This is a genomic window from Pseudooceanicola aestuariicola (genome assembly GCF_045763785.1).
GTDB lineage: Bacteria > Pseudomonadota > Alphaproteobacteria > Rhodobacterales > Rhodobacteraceae > Pseudooceanicola.
In genome coordinates this window covers 18,095-33,397 of sequence record NZ_JBJGSF010000001.1, presented here as the reverse complement: position 1 = coordinate 33,397, position 15,303 = coordinate 18,095, and the positions used below count along the sequence as shown (strand labels likewise).

The following is a 15,303-nucleotide window of genomic DNA, read 5'->3' as shown; positions in this document are numbered from 1 at the left end:
CGGATGGTTTCACAAGTACATACGGCAGGCCGGACCAAACAGATGCAAAAAACTGAAAAAATTTTGCATCCGAAATGATCCGGTCCAGCGGCGCCCGCGTAAGAGAAGTATGTTGCAAGAAGCCTCACCATCACCTGATGTCGGCTCGTCCCCTCTGACATCTCATGTTAGGTCTGGGGGCAGAGCCAAGGGGCAACGACGCAATATGACACCTGACAACGATCCCGCACTGGCCAATGCCCAGTGGATCGAAGACATGGCGCTGATCCGTGATCATCAGGATCGGGCGGCCTTTGCCCGCCTGTTCGCCCATTTCGCGCCACGCGTGAAGGGCTTTCTGATCAAGGGCGGGGCCGATCCACAGGTGGCCGAAGACTGTGCTCAGGATGTGATGGTCACCCTGTGGCGCAAGGCACATCAGTACGACCCATCCCGGGCCAGCGTGTCCACATGGGTTTTCACCATCGCGCGGAATCGCCGGATCGATCTGGCGCGCCGCGAAAAACGGCCGGAACCCGAGGATTTGGGATGGGGACCGGAACCGGATGCGGCGCAGGACGAAAGTGTCGCGCTGCAACAAGAGACGGATCAATTGGGCAAAGCACTGAAAGAGCTGCCTGCGAAACAAAGGGACCTGATTGAACGTGCCTACTTTGGAGAGCTGTCGCACAAGGAAATAGCCGATGCGACGGGGCTGCCCTTGGGCACGATCAAATCAAGAATACGGCTGGCGTTGGATAAACTGCGCCATGCCATGGGATAGAGCGATGACAATTAAACATCACCTGACCGACCACCTGCTGATGGGCTATGCCGCTGGCAATCTGCCCGAAGCGTTCAATCTGATCGTGGCAAGCCACGTTTCGATGTGCGACGACTGTCGCGCCCGGTTGGCCAGTTACGAGGCCCTTGGGGGGGCCGTGTTGAACGACACCATCACCGCGCGGGCCGACATGGCACCGGGCAGCCTGGACGATTGTCTGGCCAAATTGGATGACACCGCGCAGGAGCCGCGGGCGGCGAATGATGCTGGCAGCTACACGTTGCCGGAACCGCTGCGTGCCTACGTGGGCGGCGACCATGACGCGATCCGCTGGAAATCCGTGGGCGGCGGTGTTAAGCAGGCCATCCTGCCCACAAGCACCAGCGCCTCGGCCCGGTTGCTGTATATCCCCGCCGGGGCTGCGGTGCCTGATCACGGACACCGTGGGATGGAACTGACGATGGTTCTGCAGGGCGCATTCTCCGACGAAACCGACCGCTTTGGCCGCGGTGATGTTGAGATTGCGGACGAAGATCTAGAGCACATGCCGATCGCCGAGCCGGGCGAAGATTGCATCTGTCTGGCCGTCACCGACGCGCCCTTGCGGTTCCGCGCGTGGTTGCCGCGTCTGGCGCAGCCGTTCCTGAAAATCTGATCTGGCTTAGTCGCGCATCGTCAGACGCGCGACGGCTGCACTGGCATCCTCGACCCGGGTGTCTTCGGGCGCGAGTTCCTCAAAATCAAAGTTGTCCAACCGTGCAGCACGTTTGCCTGCACGTTCAGCGGCTGTGCCGATGCCTTCGATATCACGCCGGGCCTGATCGAAATGCGTGTCCAGCTTTTGGACGCGTTCCACAACCAGTTCTACATCGCGGTGCAGTTGCTTCAGGGTCGACCTGATAGCGCCAGCCTGTTCCCGCATCCGCGCGTCCTTGAGGATCGCGCGCATGGTGTTCAGCGTGGCCATGCAGGTGGTCGGCGAAACGATCCAGACCCGCGCGGAAAAGCCTTCGCGCACGATTTCGGGAAAATTGGCGTGCAACTCGGCATAGACCGCTTCGGACGGCAGGAACATCAGCGCGCCGTCGGCGGTTTCGCCTTCCAAGATATACTTGTCCGAGATCGCCTTTATATGCGCCCGGACCGAGGTTTTGAACGCCTGCTGCGCCGCCCGTGTTTCGCCATCGGAATTGGCGTTGCGGATCGCCTCATAGGCTTCCAGCGGGAATTTCGCGTCGATGACGATGGGGCCCGGCGGGTTCGGCAGGTGGATCAGGCAGTCCGCGCGCTTGCCGTTCGACAGTGTCGCCTGCAGGGAATAGCTGTCTTTTGGCAGCGCCTTTGACACGATGTCGGTCAGCTGGATTTCCCCGAACGCGCCCCGCGTCTGTTTGTTCGACAGGATGTCCTGCAACGACAGCACGTCGCCCGACAGCTTGGTGATGTTTTCCTGCGCGCGGTCGATGGTCGCCAGACGGGCCTGCAGTTCCGTCAGGCTTTTGGTCGTCTTTTCCGACCCGCCCTGTAGCTGCTGGTTCACCTTTTCCTGCACGTCCGACAAGGCCCGCGCAGTCTTCATCGCGTTTTCGTGCAGGCGGTCGGTCATCTGCTGCTGCACCGCCGCCAGCCGCGTTTCCATCGACTGGATCACCTGCGCCTGTGCATTGGCCTGTGCGTTCGATACCGACGTCAGCCCACCGGTCAGCTGTTCCTGACCACGCCCCAAAGCTTCGACCGCGCGGCCCATCTGGTCCATCTGGTAGATCAGCGGCTCTGATGCATGTGCCGCACGGGACACGCCGCGCAATGCGGCGATCAGCAGGATAACGATCAACACCGCCAGACCCACGCCGATCAGCAGCGCAAGGGTCAGGGGATCACTCAGGTTCAGGGTGGTTTCACCGATCTGGATCATGTGCGTCCGAACAACCGTTCAATGTCAGAAAGCTTTAGCTCCACATAGGTCGGGCGGCCATGGTTGCATTGGCCCGATAGTGGCGTCGCTTCCATTTCGCGCAGCAGCGCGTTCATTTCTTCGACCCGCATCCGGCGACCTGACCGGATGGAGCCGTGGCAGGCCACACGGCTAAGGATCGCATCGATCCGCGCCTTCAAGGTCGTGCTATCCCCTGCGTCCGCCAGTTCGTCGAGGATGTCGAGGATCAGTGCCTTGGCATCGACCTCTCCCAAAATCGCGGGGGTTTCGCGCACGGCCACCGCACTGCCGCCGAAGGGCTCGACCGTCAGGCCAAGCGCGCGCAGGTCGTCGGCGAAGTCTTCCAGACGAGCGCAGTCTCCGGCGCTAAGCTCTATGATCTCGGGGATCAGCAGGGCCTGCGCGGCGACGCCGTTGTCAGCCATCTGGGTTTTCAGCTTTTCATAGACCAGCCGTTCATGCGCCGCGTGCTGATCCACCAGCACCATGCCGCGATCAGTCTGGGCGACGATGTAATTTTCGTGCACCTGGGCGCGGGCGGCCCCAAGCGGGAAGCTTTCCAACCGTTCCGGCGTTTCCGGCACCTCTGGCTCATACCGGGCCGAGGGTTGATCGGCGAACCCGTCAAAGGCCAACGGGCCAGCTTCGGGCGCCTGCCCTTGATATGCCATCGCCCGTGCCTCGCCCGACGGGCGATCCATCTGGTAGACGCGGGCGGGGCCTGTCGGTTCGGGCCGCATCGCGCCAAGCGTCGCGCCCGCCACGGTGGTCGAGGCACGGTGCCCGGCCTCGGCCAAGGCGTGGCGCAGGCCGGATACAATCAGGCCACGGGCCACACCGGGATCGCGGAACCGGACTTCGGATTTAGCCGGGTGCACGTTGACATCGACCAATGTCGGATCGCAATCGATGAACAGCGCGGCCGCCGGATGACGATCGCGGCTCAGCACGTCCATATAGGCTGCGCGCAGGGCCCCGGTCAGCTGTTTGTCCCGCACGGGGCGGCCGTTAACGAACATGAACTGCGCCACCGCCGCGCCCCGCGAATAGGTCGGCAGGGCGGCGTATCCGGTCATCCGCAGGCCTTCGCGGTCCGCATCGATCCGCAGGGCGTTTTCGGCGAATTCGCGGCCAAGGATGCTGGCCAGCCGCCCGTGCAAAGCGTCGAACATATCGCCGGTTTCGGGGTCAGCGCGGAAAATCACACGACCTTCACCACCCCCGGATACATCCCGAAGGGTGAACCCCACAAAGGGTTCCGCCATGGCGAGGCGTTTGATCGTGTCGGTGACGGCCTGACCTTCAGCCCGGTCAGTACGCAGGAACTTCAGGCGGGCGGGTGTGGCGTAGAAAAGGTCACGCAATTCAACGACCGTCCCACCGGACAGCGCGGCGGGTTTCACCTGCTCCATCCGGCCGCCGCTGACGGCAATTTCTGCCGCCTGAGCGCCCGCGACCCGCGATGTAATCTTCAACCGCCCCACCGCGCCAAGCGAGGGCAGGGCCTCACCGCGGAACCCGAAGGTGTGGATGTTCAGAAGATCCGAGCCGTCGATCTTGGACGTGGCGTGACGCGACAAGGCCAGCGGCAGGTCGCCCGCTGCGATGCCGCAGCCGTCGTCCTTGACCCGGATCAGGCCTTTGCCCCCGTCGGCAATCGTCACCTCGATCCGCCGCGCGCCCGCGTCCAGTGCGTTTTCGACCAATTCCTTCACAGCCGATGATGGCCGTTCCACCACCTCACCCGCAGCAATGCGGTTGATGGCGGCGTCGTCCAGCTGGCGGATGACAGGGCGAATATCGCTTATATTGGGGTCGGGGCGAAGCATGGCCCCAGACCTAGCATGGCGCACGCGATTCGACCATGGGTCTTGCCGCCAGACCCGTTGCTTTCACCCGCTTGGTTAAGGAAAGCGCGGGTTCGAACGACCCGGGCCTTCCCTCGCGGCGCACCTCAACATATAGTGTGGGGCTAGGGACAAAGGCACAGAGCCACGCAGAAGGGTCAGGATTCATGGCGCATATTATCGTTGTGGGGAACGAAAAGGGTGGCGCGGGCAAATCCACCGTGTCGATGCATGTGGCCACTGCGCTGGCGCGGATGGGGCACAAGATCGCAACGCTTGATCTGGACCTGCGGCAGAAGACGTTGGGACGCTATGTCGACAACCGCCAGCGGTTTCTGAAAAAAGAAGGGCTGGAACTGCCCTCCCCTAGCTACATCGACCTGCCCGAAGTCGACAAATCCGCCCTGCAGCCCGGCGAAAACCCCTATGATCACCGCCTTTCCGCAGCGGTTAGCGAGCTGGAGGCAGAGTCGGATTTTATCCTGATCGATTGCCCCGGATCACACACGCGCCTGTCTCAGGTCGCGCATTCGCTGGCCGATACGCTGATCACGCCGCTGAACGACAGTTTCGTCGATTTCGACCTGCTGGCGCATATCGACAACGATGGCGAACGCATCCTCGGGCCATCGGTCTATTCCGAAATGGTCTGGAACGCGCGACAGTTGCGAGCGCAGGCCGGGTTGAAGCCCATCGACTGGATCGTTTTGCGCAACCGTATGGGCGCGCAGCAGATGGTCAACAAGGCCAAGATGGAAAAGGCGATCGACAAGCTGTCCAAGCGGATCGGCTTCCGCGTCGCGCCCGGCTTTAACGAGCGGGTGATTTTCCGCGAATTGTTCCCCCGTGGCCTGACGTTGCTCGACCTGAAAGACGTTGGCGTACAGCAGTTGAACATCTCGAACGTGGCGGCGCGGCAAGAGTTGCGCGACATGATCAAGGCCCTGAACCTGCCGGGTGTCGAGGTTTCGTTCTGAGCCCGCTTGGCTGGATCGCCTATGCGCTGACCGGCCTGACCTTTGCCGTCTGGACTTGGACTGCTTTCGTCACGCTAAGGCGGCTGGCCAAGATCGTTACAGACCGCCGGATCGCCAATAACAAGCCGCTGATGGGCAGCGCCGAAAGCCTTGGCGTCTTTGCTGATTTCGCACGCGGCCGGATTGACCGACAGGGTCGCAACCGGATGATCGTGCTGACGCTGTGCCTGATCGGCCTGACACTCACCATGCCCGCGCTGTTGTAAGGCGCCTGATCAGGTTCGAAGCGCAGGCAGACCGACGCCCGTACTTTGGAACCCGCCGTCCACGGCGATCTGCTGGCCGGTGACATAGCTGGCGCGGTCCGAACAAAGGAAACAGATCACCTCGGCGATCTCGCGCTCTGACCCGTAGCGGTTAAGGGGGATCGCGTCGTGATAGGCGTCGATGATGTCCTGAGTGTGGACGGCCATGGCGAGTTTGGTGCGCACAGGACCGGGACAGACACAGTTCGCGCGCACGCCCCATTCGCCCCATTCCGCCGCCTGCTGTTCGGTCAGATGGATCACGCCCGCCTTGGACGTGCCGTAGGCCACGCGGAGGGTCGAGGCGCGCAGGCCAGAGATCGAGGCGATATTCACGATAGCGCCCTTGGTTTGCTTCAGGGCCGGGGCCAAGGCCTGAGAACACAGGAAGACGCCGTCAAGGTTGGTGGCCATGACCTTGCGCCAAGTGGCGAAATCACAATCGTCGATAGGTCCGAAGTCGGCGACACCGGCGTTGTTGATCAGGGCATGGACCTCGCCCAGCTCTGCCGTGGCTTTGGCGGCCATCTGGGCCACGGCGTCAGGGTCAGAGACATCGCAGACGATGGGGACAACATTGGCGCGGTCAGCGGCGACACGGGCCAGTTCGTCCGCATCCCGGTCGATCATGGCGACCTTGCGGCCTTCTTCCAGAAAGACGTCGGTAGTGGCCAGACCGATGCCGCGGGCGGCGCCTGTGACGATGGCTGTGGTACGGGTCATGCGACGCCCCTTGTGGCTGCGGAGAGAACGAGGGGGCGCTGCCCCGAGGGTATTTGGGACCAGAAGAAGACAGGGGCCCGCCTCTGGTCCGCGGATTTACTTCCGCCAGCTGGCGATCCAGTTGCTGAAACGACCGCGACGTTCGCGGGCGCTGTCAGCCATATTATCCCAGCTTTCGCCCATATCTTCGGTCAGCGGGTCGATGCGTTTTTCGCGGAAGCGGATCCAGCGGACGCGGATCGCCCAGACAATGGCGAGGAAGATCAGGATGATGATGATGTTGAGCCACGGGATGATCGTCATATCCGGATCATCCACCCGCTTTACAGCGATGGCGTTCGGGAAGACCGACCAGAATTCCACCCGCCAGCCATAGTGGGTGACCATGACCCATTTCGGGTTTTCGCTGGTCGACCGCAGGTCGCTGGCCTGTGTCTGCAGGTTGGACGTGTCGAACTTGAAATAGGGTGGCCAGCCCCAGCCGGTGTCTTCGTTCCGGTAGACCAGCGGCTTGCCGTTTTTCTTGATCGTCTGAATGAAGAAGACGTCGCGGTTGATCGTGCCGGTCGCGTTGCCGGTGTCCTCCTTGGCCCAGAAGATCGAGTTTTCGCCGAAATCCACTCGCTTTTCATAGGTGTCTGACACCCGCACGATGTCGTGCTGCGGCAGCGTGTAGTGGAAAAAGGCGACAACGATCAGGGCGATGATGCCCCAGAAGGTCCATTTGACATAAGTCACGGGGCAGCCCCTTTAGGTAAAATTCACAACGTAGATGATATAGGCGATCACGGCCAAAGGTACGATATAGACCAGCAAAATTAGTTTGCGGCGAAAGCTGTCGTCGTAATCCTCCAGCCCGCGTTTGACGTAAAGGTCGCGGTCGTCGCCGTATTCCCGGTCGCCTTCGTCCCAAGCCGCGCGCAGCTTGCCCTTGCGCACCTGCCGCGACCACAGCGAGACCGAGACATAGACGATCGTCAGCCCGACCAGCAGGAACAGGAAAAGCCGTGCGAGTGAGAGCATGTCAGGTCCTTTCCCGTCTGACCGCGCCCCATGGCCCGACGCGGGTGATCAGATCATCACGGGGCACGCCGCGGGGCGGAGGGGTTTCTTCCATCGCGGGTTCATGCCCAAAGAGTGCCGCGCGCGTGCCTGCCTTGTCCACAGCGTATTCGGTCGCGAGGAAATCGGCGACATAGGATTTCTTGGTGTCAGACCACGTCGCGTAGAGCTTATAAAACAGCTCCTTATGGCAGATGAACAGCTGGCGCACGTCCTTGGGGGCCAGTTCGGCCAGCAGCATGTTCACCAGCTCCGCACCCTTATGATCGGTCGCGCGCAGGGTATAGAAATAGGCCGGGTGATCGCTGCTGATCTTGGGCCACTTGCCCCCGTCCTCGGCCCACCCGACCAACCGGCGCAGGGCGTGGTATTCGGGCGGCAGGTCGTCGGCATGGGCGCGGGCCAGACGGCGGATGTCGCGGCGGGTGGCGCCGGTCAGGTCCATGTTCGCGTCCTGCGCGGCGTCCACGACGATGAAATCCATCTTTTGCCGCAGGATCGCGGTGCCATCGATGCCGCGCGCCTTAATGATCGGTTCGACCAGATTGTTGTCGGTCAGGAAGCGGGCGATCTTGTTCGTCTCGCCCTTTTCGATGACCTTGCCCAGCCCCGCATCCTCTAGCGCGTCGTCATCTACGGTGATCACCGTCGGCGGGGTAGAGCGGAAGATGTAGCTGCCGCCGAAATGCGCGGTCCAGAAGTTTTCCTGTTCGAACGCCATCTGTTTCAGGCGCACGGGGTTGCGGGTCACGTCGCCCGTCCGCTTGGCCATAGTGATCATGTCGGCGATCAGCACGTCGTCGAACCACGCGTCCTCTTCGCCCAGAAAACGGTCCGAAAGCTGCCCGAGTTTCTCGGCATCGCGGACAAGGCCGGTGGTGGTATCCGCCTCGATCTCGACCTTGCGGATGTCGTTCAGGCGGGCAGGGTTGGTGATAGAGAAGACGGAATTCAGGAGTTCGCCGGCCACCGCGTCGCGGGCGGTGAGGGCGAAAAGCTGCGCCTCGTTCTCTTCGATGAATTGTTTGAGAATCTGGCGGGAGGTCGAGAAGCTGGCGTTCAGCAGCGGCGCGGTTTTCTGCGCGGTGGTCAGCAGGATGAACTGCCGGTTGCAGCCGTTTTCGTTGAGGTAGAGGGGGTCGTTCAGCTCATCCCCCACTTCAGGCGAGAAGCCGGAGATGTCGATGTGGAAATCGGTAAGTTGGGTCGTCTTGCCGGTCAGATGTTTCAGCGCACGGTTGTAGCGGTCGATCAACGCGGGGGAGTTGACCGGGATGAGATTGCCGAACATGAGGCCGAGGCGGATGAGGTGGTTCATTTAGATTTTTCTCGCCAGCAACATGTCGAATTGCGAGAAAGCATTTTCGATCTCGAAACGCATCGGGTTGTCTGGTTGATAGTCATCGAACAATTTTCTTTCGAGTTTTTCTAATTCGTCCAGAAGAGACTCAAGCTTGGCCTCAGCGTCGCTACCGCCAGCCGCAAATAGTTCATTTTGGCGATCAATCTGCCCTTGAACCAAAGAGTATTGCACGATCGCACTCATAAGCTTGTCTGAGGCAGCAGTTATGGGGCGAAAGGCTTCAATTGCATGATCCCCCCAGCGAAGTTGTGCTTCAAATATCAACGGGTCCAATGAATCACGAGCGCTGACCGCGAATCTCCACCGCTTAAAAAACAGGCTACGAAACATAACGCGGTGAGACTTGGTCAAGTCTGCCGTCTCGTGCTCCGCTTCGGTTAATCCGGGCACTCTGACGTCATGTAGTGCCCTTTTGTATCGGATAAGCTCTCGGCTGATTTCTCGAGCGAAATCAGACTCCTTATCCCTCTTCCACGAATCTAACCCCTTATGTGCAACAAAAGCGCCGTAGAGTGCCGCAACGCTTGCAATGAGCGCCGCCAACGCTGTCACCACTTCTGGAGCCTCAGGCAAATCGTACATCTCACCCCTTACCCTCCAAATACCGCTTCTTCGCCTCTTCCTGACGCCCAAAGTCCCGCACCATCGCCTCGATCGCGACCTCATCCGACTTATCCGCATAGCGGAACTCGCTATCCGCGTAGCGGTTGATCTCCTGCACGACCATATCGACCGTGATCGGCTGGCGCAGGTCCTCGATCATCGCCTTCTTCTCGTCATAGGGTTTGAACAGGAACAGATCGGGGTTTTCCATCCATTCGTCCGGCAGTTCAAAGTCCATCGCGCGGACCTTCACCGCGTCGGTGATGTTCTTGATGGCGCGGCCCGTGAAGCGTTCGTCCGCCTCTTGGATCGCCTTCAGATAGGCGCCCAGCTTGGCGATGGTGTCGAACCCGCCGATCCGCGCCTCGACGCTGTTAAAGACCTCGACCAGCCCGGCCTCTTTGGGCCGCGAATGCGCCTCGAACGACGCCGCCACTGCGCGTTTGATTTCCTGCGCGGCGTATAGTTCGTGATCGCCAAGGGGGATGTCGTGGCGTTTGCCCATCAGCAGGGCAAGGATGTCGATGTAATCCTCTTGCGTTTGCGGCCCGTCCACCAGAAACCGCGCGCCCGCCCGTTGGCGCAGGGCGTCGTCGACGTTTTCGGGGTAGTTGGAAAACATGCCGAAGGTGCAGTTCCCGCGCACGACGGTGTTAGCCCCGGCAAACGCCTCCATGAACACCGCCGTGACCTCCTGCTGCCCGGCAGAGGACTGACGGTCGCCCCGTTTGCCCGCGATCTGGTCGATGTCGTCGATGGTACCGAAGCCGATGACCGACGGGTCCAGCACGTTCTGGACAAAGGCCTTGGCGTTCTGGCCGGATTTACCCTGATAGCTGTCGATATTGTCGATGCCGAAGTTCTGGTAGCGGAAGGGATAGCCAGCGTTCTGACAGTACTCGTTGATCAGCCCCGCCATCATCTGGATCAGCGTCGTCTTGCCAGTGCCGGGTTTGCCGTCGCCCATGAAAGTAAAGATGAACCCGCCGAGTTCCGCAAAGGGGTTCAGGCGGCGGTCAAAATCATAGGCCATGACCATCTTGGCCAGCTTCATCGCCTGATACTTGGCGATGTGGTTGCCGACGACCTCGTGCGGTTTCTTGAAGGTCATGGTCAGCGCGGGACCGCCGGATTTGCGCGCGGGGGTGAAGCCGCGGATGGTCAGATCGTCGGCTTCGACGCGGTAGGACGCGCTGGCGAAGGGTGCGGTTCTGGTCAGTCCCTCGGCGCGGCGCGCGGCCTTTTCCATCAGTGCTTCGGCGAATGCGGTGACGGTGGGGGCGAGCTTTTCCTCGTCACCCGTCGCATGGGTGGCCAGCGCTTGATCCAACTGCCACAACGCGCCGTGCAGGGCGAGGTTGGCGTTGTCGGTCAGGAACTCTTCGACCTCTCCCACCTCGACCGTCACTTCGCGCGCGTGGTCCGCAAGCACCGACACCAAAGCATTGGCCGAGGCATGCATCACAATCAGCGCCTCTGCCGTCAGCAGTTCCGAAAACTCCGATTTCCGGTCCGCGCCCAAACCACCCTCAAGGTTCTTGCGCTTCAGGTCCGCCAGCCCGGTCTGTTCGGCAAACCCCTCGCCCAGCGCCAGCCCAATAGCCAATGCCCGCCGCAGCCCCTGCAACACCGCCGCCTGCCGCGCTGACATCAGCGGATCGTCCGCGTCACAAGCCGCCACCCGGTCGATCAGATGGACGCCCTCCGGCCGTTCGGTCCGCTGCGTCACCAGCCCCGGCGTGGTGGACCGAAACCGCCGCCGTGTGCCGACACCCGGAGACCGCTCCGCCACCGGAGCCTCAGACGCCTTGGCCACCCGCGGCGCATGATCAAAGCCATCGAGCAGCGCCATCGCCGCATCCTGATGCTTGGCGATCTCTTCTTCCCGCAACTCCATCAGATCCGATGTCATGGTCATGGCGAAACCCCCAGCTTCATCTTTCCAAAAATACTCAATCCAACGGTGACATCAGCGATAGCTCAGCACCCTGCCGCCCTGCCCCGTCACAAATTTTCGGACCTGCGCGAATCCCGCCGGATTGCGTTCCGCCAGCACCTGATAGGGCCGCTCTGGCAGAATGATCGCGCGGGTCTGTTCGGTCGCCCCATGTTCCGTGCCGCCCGACAGCGGATCGATCTGAAAAATCTCCCGCTCGTTCTTGCCGAACCATCCAGCGCGTTCGGTGCGGACCCGTTCCGACACCAGCACCTCGTCCGTCCAGGCCAGCGCCCAGTCCTGACCTTCCGTCGATCCCGCCTGCTCCAAAACCTCTCGGATCGGGCCGGACTGCCGCGTGTAGGCGTGCGAATACATCGGGCCGATGTGGAACCGTCGCAGGCGCTTGGGGTGGAGTTCGTCGAAATCCTCGTCAAAGCCTTTGGCGATGGTCAGCAGCTTCAGCCCACCCAGCGATTGGGCCATCAGATGCGCCTGCACCTCGGGCCAGCGGCGTTCGTCGCGCGGCAGGGCGGTGGGGTCGGTGTCCTCCAGCTCCATCATATAAATGACGGGCAAGTTCAGCTGAGTGTCATAAACCGACCAGTGCAGCATATACTGCCGGCGCTTGGGGTCGATTTCCCCCATCCAGATCGCTTCAGGATCGTTGCGCGCCCAGAACAGGTTTCCGCGGCTCAGTTCTTCGTAATACAGCCGCTGAGACATGGCGAATTGCAGCTTCGTGGGGATTTCCAGATCGCCGATAATCCGCGCCAGCATGTCGCGCTTTAACTCATCAGTTCCGGGCATCTCGCGCAGATGGCGTTCGGCCTGTTGCGCGTCGTTTGCCATGACCATCAGTTCCTGCGCCGTCGGAAACCCGCTTTCGTGGTTGTCGATGGTCAACGACCCGAAGAACCGGCCTGTGTCGCGGCCAGTCAGAAGGTATTTCATCGACAAAGCACGAAAGGTGAAGGTCAGCGCCGACAGGTGCCGCGTCAGAACCTCGGTTTCCCGGCGGGTCAGCGATTTCTCTGCCTCCATTACGCCCGCCACGCGGGCAAGATGGCCCATGATCCCTTCGAATTTGCGGAAATACCGGCGCGAGGAATAGGTGTCGGACAGGCCGACATGGTCGTTGGCGGGATCAGTCATCTTGGGCCATGTCTTAGGTCAGTCATAACGTCGACGGCCCTCATGGGTTTGCGCCGCAAACTCTGCCGGGCGCACATTGCACAGCAATGCGCCTTACGCCCCGTAGAGGTTTTTGTCGTGCTTTTCGACGATCTTCTGGAACCGCCGCGCAAAGCGTTCGTCCGCCTTGGCCTTCTCTTCCAGCACCTTGCGGGCAAAGACCATGTGGTCTTCGTGCTTTTCCAGCATGTCCGCCATCCGCGCGTTCGTCGCTGCACCGATCTGCGCCATCGCTTGCTGCGCCTGCTTGTCCGTCTGGGTCCCGATCTCGTTGATCTTGTGGGCGACGTCCTGCTGCTGGGCAGTCTTCAGCGACTTAGTCAGCGCATCGTACAGCACCACGCGCTGCTGGGTGTCGGTCTTGAGCTTGTTGATCAGCACCATTTGCGTCGCCGCCTGATTCTGAAGGCTGTCGACCCAGCTTTTGCCTTTTTCAATGTACCGCTCCAGCGTCTGGGATTTGGCCAGTTTGACCTGCTCTTCCTGAACCAAGGCGTTATATTCCTTGTTCAGATCGGCCAGTTCCGTCTCAAGCTTGGTTCGCGCGGCAGCGTCCTGTTCGACGCTGATCTTATTCTCCAATTCGATGATCTTGGGGTCCATGGCGAGGATCTTGGCGCGCGTATCCTCCAGTTCCTGCACGGTCATTTCCCGATCGTCGAGCGTCGCGGTCAGGTTGACCTCGACCTTTTCCTTCTGCTCGTTCAGCACCGCCAACTGTCCTTCCAGCAGCTTGGTGATCACGTCGGACTTGGCAATCAGGTCCTGCAGTTTGTCGTCAATGCTGGCGGTGCGAATACGCTCCTGCCGCATGCTGTCGGCCTTTGCGCCTGAAAAGATGCCGACAAAGCTTTCCCAGCCCGTCTTGGACCGCATCTCGTCAAAGTCTTTGGAAAAGGCCGCCGTGACATCGTCCAGCCCCATAATCAGCTCAGCGATATTGGCGTTCATCACCTCGGTCTGGGCGTGCACATCCTCAAGCGAGGCGTTCTCGATATCGACAGTGACATCGGTGCCCTGCTCCATCTTCTGACGGGCCATGTCGATACGGCTGGTCAGCTCTGCGATCTTGCTTTGCGCCTCGGCCACCTGTTGCTGGCTTTCGCGAACCTGTGCGTCGAAATCGGACATGGATGTCTCCGTGAAGAATTTAATCTCAATATGGGCGCAGTTAACGCCATTTTGAATAATCCGTCACGGTTAAAAGCCCCGCGCCGTCATCCTCTTGCTGAAAATATCCTCAGGGGGGGATGGGGGGCAGATGCCCCCCAAGGGCGTTCGTCACACCACGTTATGGTCAGGCCCATATGGAAAGCCCGTCAGGTTTTCATTTCCATCCTCGGTGATCAGCAGGATGTCGTGTTCGCGGTAGCCCCCTGCGCCCGGCATGCCTTCGGGCAGGGTCAGCATCGGCTCCATCGAGATGACCATGCCGGGTTGCAGGACCGTGTCGATATCCTCGCGCAACTCCAGCCCGGCCTCGCGTCCGTAGTAATGCGACAGCACCCCGAAAGAATGCCCATAGCCAAAGGTGCGGTATTGCAGAAGGTCACGCTCGGCGAAAAACTCGTTGATCTGCGCCGTCACGCCCGCACAGGAGTTACCGGCCTTGAGCAAGCTGATACCCAGTTCATGCGCGCCGACGTTGGCCTCCCAAATTTTGCGCGACGCGTGGTCGACCTCGCCCACAAAGAGCGTGCGTTCCAGCGCGGTGTAATAACCCGAGATCATGGGGAAGGTGTTCAGCGACAGGATATCCCCGTGTTCCAGCACGCGGGACGTTACGGGATTGTGTGCGCCATCGGTATTCAGCCCCGATTGGAACCAGACCCAGGTGTCACGGTATTCGGCATCCGGGAAACGCTTGGCGATCTCCATCTCCATCGCGTCGCGGCCCGCCATGGCCACGTCGATTTCGCGGACGCCGGGTTTGATCGCATCGCGGATGGCATAGCCGCCCACGTCCGCGACCTGAGCGCCCGCACGGATCAGCGCAATTTCGGCGGGGGACTTCTGCATCCGCTGCCGCATCGTGTGGGGCGCGATGTCGATCTGGGCCAACGGGGACAGGAAATCCTCCATCTTGTCGCGCTGTGCGACCGTCAGATGATCGCCCTCGTAGCCGATGACCTTCTGTTCACCGGTCACATGAGCCACCGCGCGCCAGTAGTTGTCGCGCTGCCAGTCGGTATAGGTGATCGCATCCCCATGGCTGCGGCGCCACGGCTGGCCTGCGTCGATGCCCGCACTGATGGTGACACATTCGGTATCCGTCACGACCAGCGCATAGGGCCGACCGAAGGCGCAATAAAGAAAGCCGCAATAATAGGCGATGTTGTGCATCGAGGTGAGGACAGCGGCATGAATGTTCTGGTCATCCATGATGCGGCGCAGGCCTTTTAGGCGCGCCTCGTATTCGATCTCGGCGAAGGGCAGCGGGGCCTTTTCGCCATTATGGACCCGGTGAAAATCGGGACGGGATGCGGATTGGGTCATGAGATATCTCCGATACTGCTCCGGCGTTCAGAGCGGGCTGGCTGGAGACCGGGCGACGCCATCGCCCGAGCCATGGCGACTGGCTAGCATGCGACCGC

Annotated in this window: 15 protein-coding genes; 4 read left to right on the top strand and 11 right to left on the bottom strand. The window is 61.0% G+C overall.

Annotation, left to right across the window (positions count from 1 at the left end; genetic code table 11):
* Window positions 1–205: 205 nt before the first annotated feature.
* Together ACI3GR_RS00160 and ACI3GR_RS00155 are read left to right on the top strand one after the other, a co-directional pair.
* Entirely contained in the window at window positions 206–763 is a 558-nt protein-coding gene (locus ACI3GR_RS00160; RefSeq protein ID WP_407491702.1) for a sigma-70 family RNA polymerase sigma factor, read from the top strand.
* 4 nt (window positions 764–767) lie between these two features.
* Window positions 768–1,418, top strand: a complete 651-nt coding sequence (locus ACI3GR_RS00155; protein ID WP_407491699.1) for a ChrR family anti-sigma-E factor — start codon at window positions 768–770, stop codon at window positions 1,416–1,418.
* A 6-nt stretch (window positions 1,419–1,424) separates the two neighbouring features.
* On the opposite strand, the gene ACI3GR_RS00150 is transcribed toward ACI3GR_RS00155, so the two are convergent.
* Window positions 1,425–2,678: a DNA recombination protein RmuC gene (locus ACI3GR_RS00150; RefSeq protein WP_407491696.1), complete on the bottom strand. Its 1,254-nt coding sequence runs from the start codon at window positions 2,676–2,678 to the stop codon at window positions 1,425–1,427.
* Window positions 2,675–4,528, bottom strand: coding sequence for a DNA mismatch repair endonuclease MutL (gene mutL, locus ACI3GR_RS00145; RefSeq protein ID WP_407491694.1), 1,854 nt, complete (start codon window positions 4,526–4,528; stop codon window positions 2,675–2,677). Before mutL ends, ACI3GR_RS00150 begins: the two co-directional genes overlap by 4 nt.
* Before the next feature lie 185 nt (window positions 4,529–4,713).
* On the opposite strand from mutL, the gene ACI3GR_RS00140 reads away from it, so the two are divergent.
* A complete protein-coding gene (locus tag ACI3GR_RS00140) occupies window positions 4,714–5,523 on the top strand; it encodes a division plane positioning ATPase MipZ (RefSeq protein ID WP_407491692.1) in 810 nt (269 codons plus the stop codon).
* Between the two features lie 131 nt (window positions 5,524–5,654).
* Window positions 5,655–5,789 (top strand): hypothetical protein, encoded by a 135-nt coding sequence (locus tag ACI3GR_RS00135; protein WP_407491690.1) that lies wholly within the window; start codon window positions 5,655–5,657, stop codon window positions 5,787–5,789.
* Between the two features lie 9 nt (window positions 5,790–5,798).
* Here the strand turns inward: ACI3GR_RS00135 and ACI3GR_RS00130 are convergent, their stop codons facing one another.
* The 9 genes from ACI3GR_RS00130 to ACI3GR_RS00090 all read right to left on the bottom strand — a co-directional run bounded on the left by ACI3GR_RS00130 (window position 5,799) and on the right by ACI3GR_RS00090 (window position 15,205).
* The gene (locus tag ACI3GR_RS00130) at window positions 5,799–6,551 is read right to left on the bottom strand and encodes an SDR family NAD(P)-dependent oxidoreductase (protein WP_407491688.1); all 753 of its coding nucleotides are present in this window, start codon (window positions 6,549–6,551) and stop codon (window positions 5,799–5,801) included.
* Window positions 6,552–6,647: 96 nt separating this feature from the next.
* A complete protein-coding gene (locus ACI3GR_RS00125) occupies window positions 6,648–7,289 on the bottom strand; it encodes a DUF1523 family protein (RefSeq protein ID WP_407491686.1) in 642 nt (213 codons plus the stop codon).
* Window positions 7,290–7,301: 12 nt separating this feature from the next.
* Window positions 7,302–7,574: a hypothetical protein gene (locus ACI3GR_RS00120; protein WP_407491683.1), complete on the bottom strand. Its 273-nt coding sequence runs from the start codon at window positions 7,572–7,574 to the stop codon at window positions 7,302–7,304.
* A gap of 1 nt (window position 7,575) precedes the next feature.
* Window positions 7,576–8,931: a DUF6638 family protein gene (locus ACI3GR_RS00115; RefSeq protein WP_407491681.1), complete on the bottom strand. Its 1,356-nt coding sequence runs from the start codon at window positions 8,929–8,931 to the stop codon at window positions 7,576–7,578.
* On the bottom strand, window positions 8,932–9,558 hold the full coding sequence (locus ACI3GR_RS00110) for a hypothetical protein (protein ID WP_407491679.1): 627 nt from the start codon (window positions 9,556–9,558) through the stop codon (window positions 8,932–8,934).
* 1 nt (window position 9,559) lies between these two features.
* On the bottom strand, window positions 9,560–11,497 hold the full coding sequence (locus ACI3GR_RS00105) for an AAA family ATPase (protein WP_407491677.1): 1,938 nt from the start codon (window positions 11,495–11,497) through the stop codon (window positions 9,560–9,562).
* A 51-nt stretch (window positions 11,498–11,548) separates the two neighbouring features.
* Window positions 11,549–12,670 carry a hypothetical protein gene (locus ACI3GR_RS00100; RefSeq protein WP_407491675.1) on the bottom strand — a complete coding sequence of 374 codons (1,122 nt, stop codon included), beginning with the start codon at window positions 12,668–12,670 and terminating at the stop codon, window positions 11,549–11,551.
* 93 nt (window positions 12,671–12,763) lie between these two features.
* Window positions 12,764–13,840, bottom strand: coding sequence for a coiled-coil domain-containing protein (locus ACI3GR_RS00095; protein WP_407491674.1), 1,077 nt, complete (start codon window positions 13,838–13,840; stop codon window positions 12,764–12,766).
* 150 nt (window positions 13,841–13,990) lie between these two features.
* Window positions 13,991–15,205, bottom strand: a complete 1,215-nt coding sequence (locus tag ACI3GR_RS00090) for an aminopeptidase P family protein (RefSeq protein WP_407491672.1) — start codon at window positions 15,203–15,205, stop codon at window positions 13,991–13,993.
* Window positions 15,206–15,303: the final 98 nt, after the last annotated feature.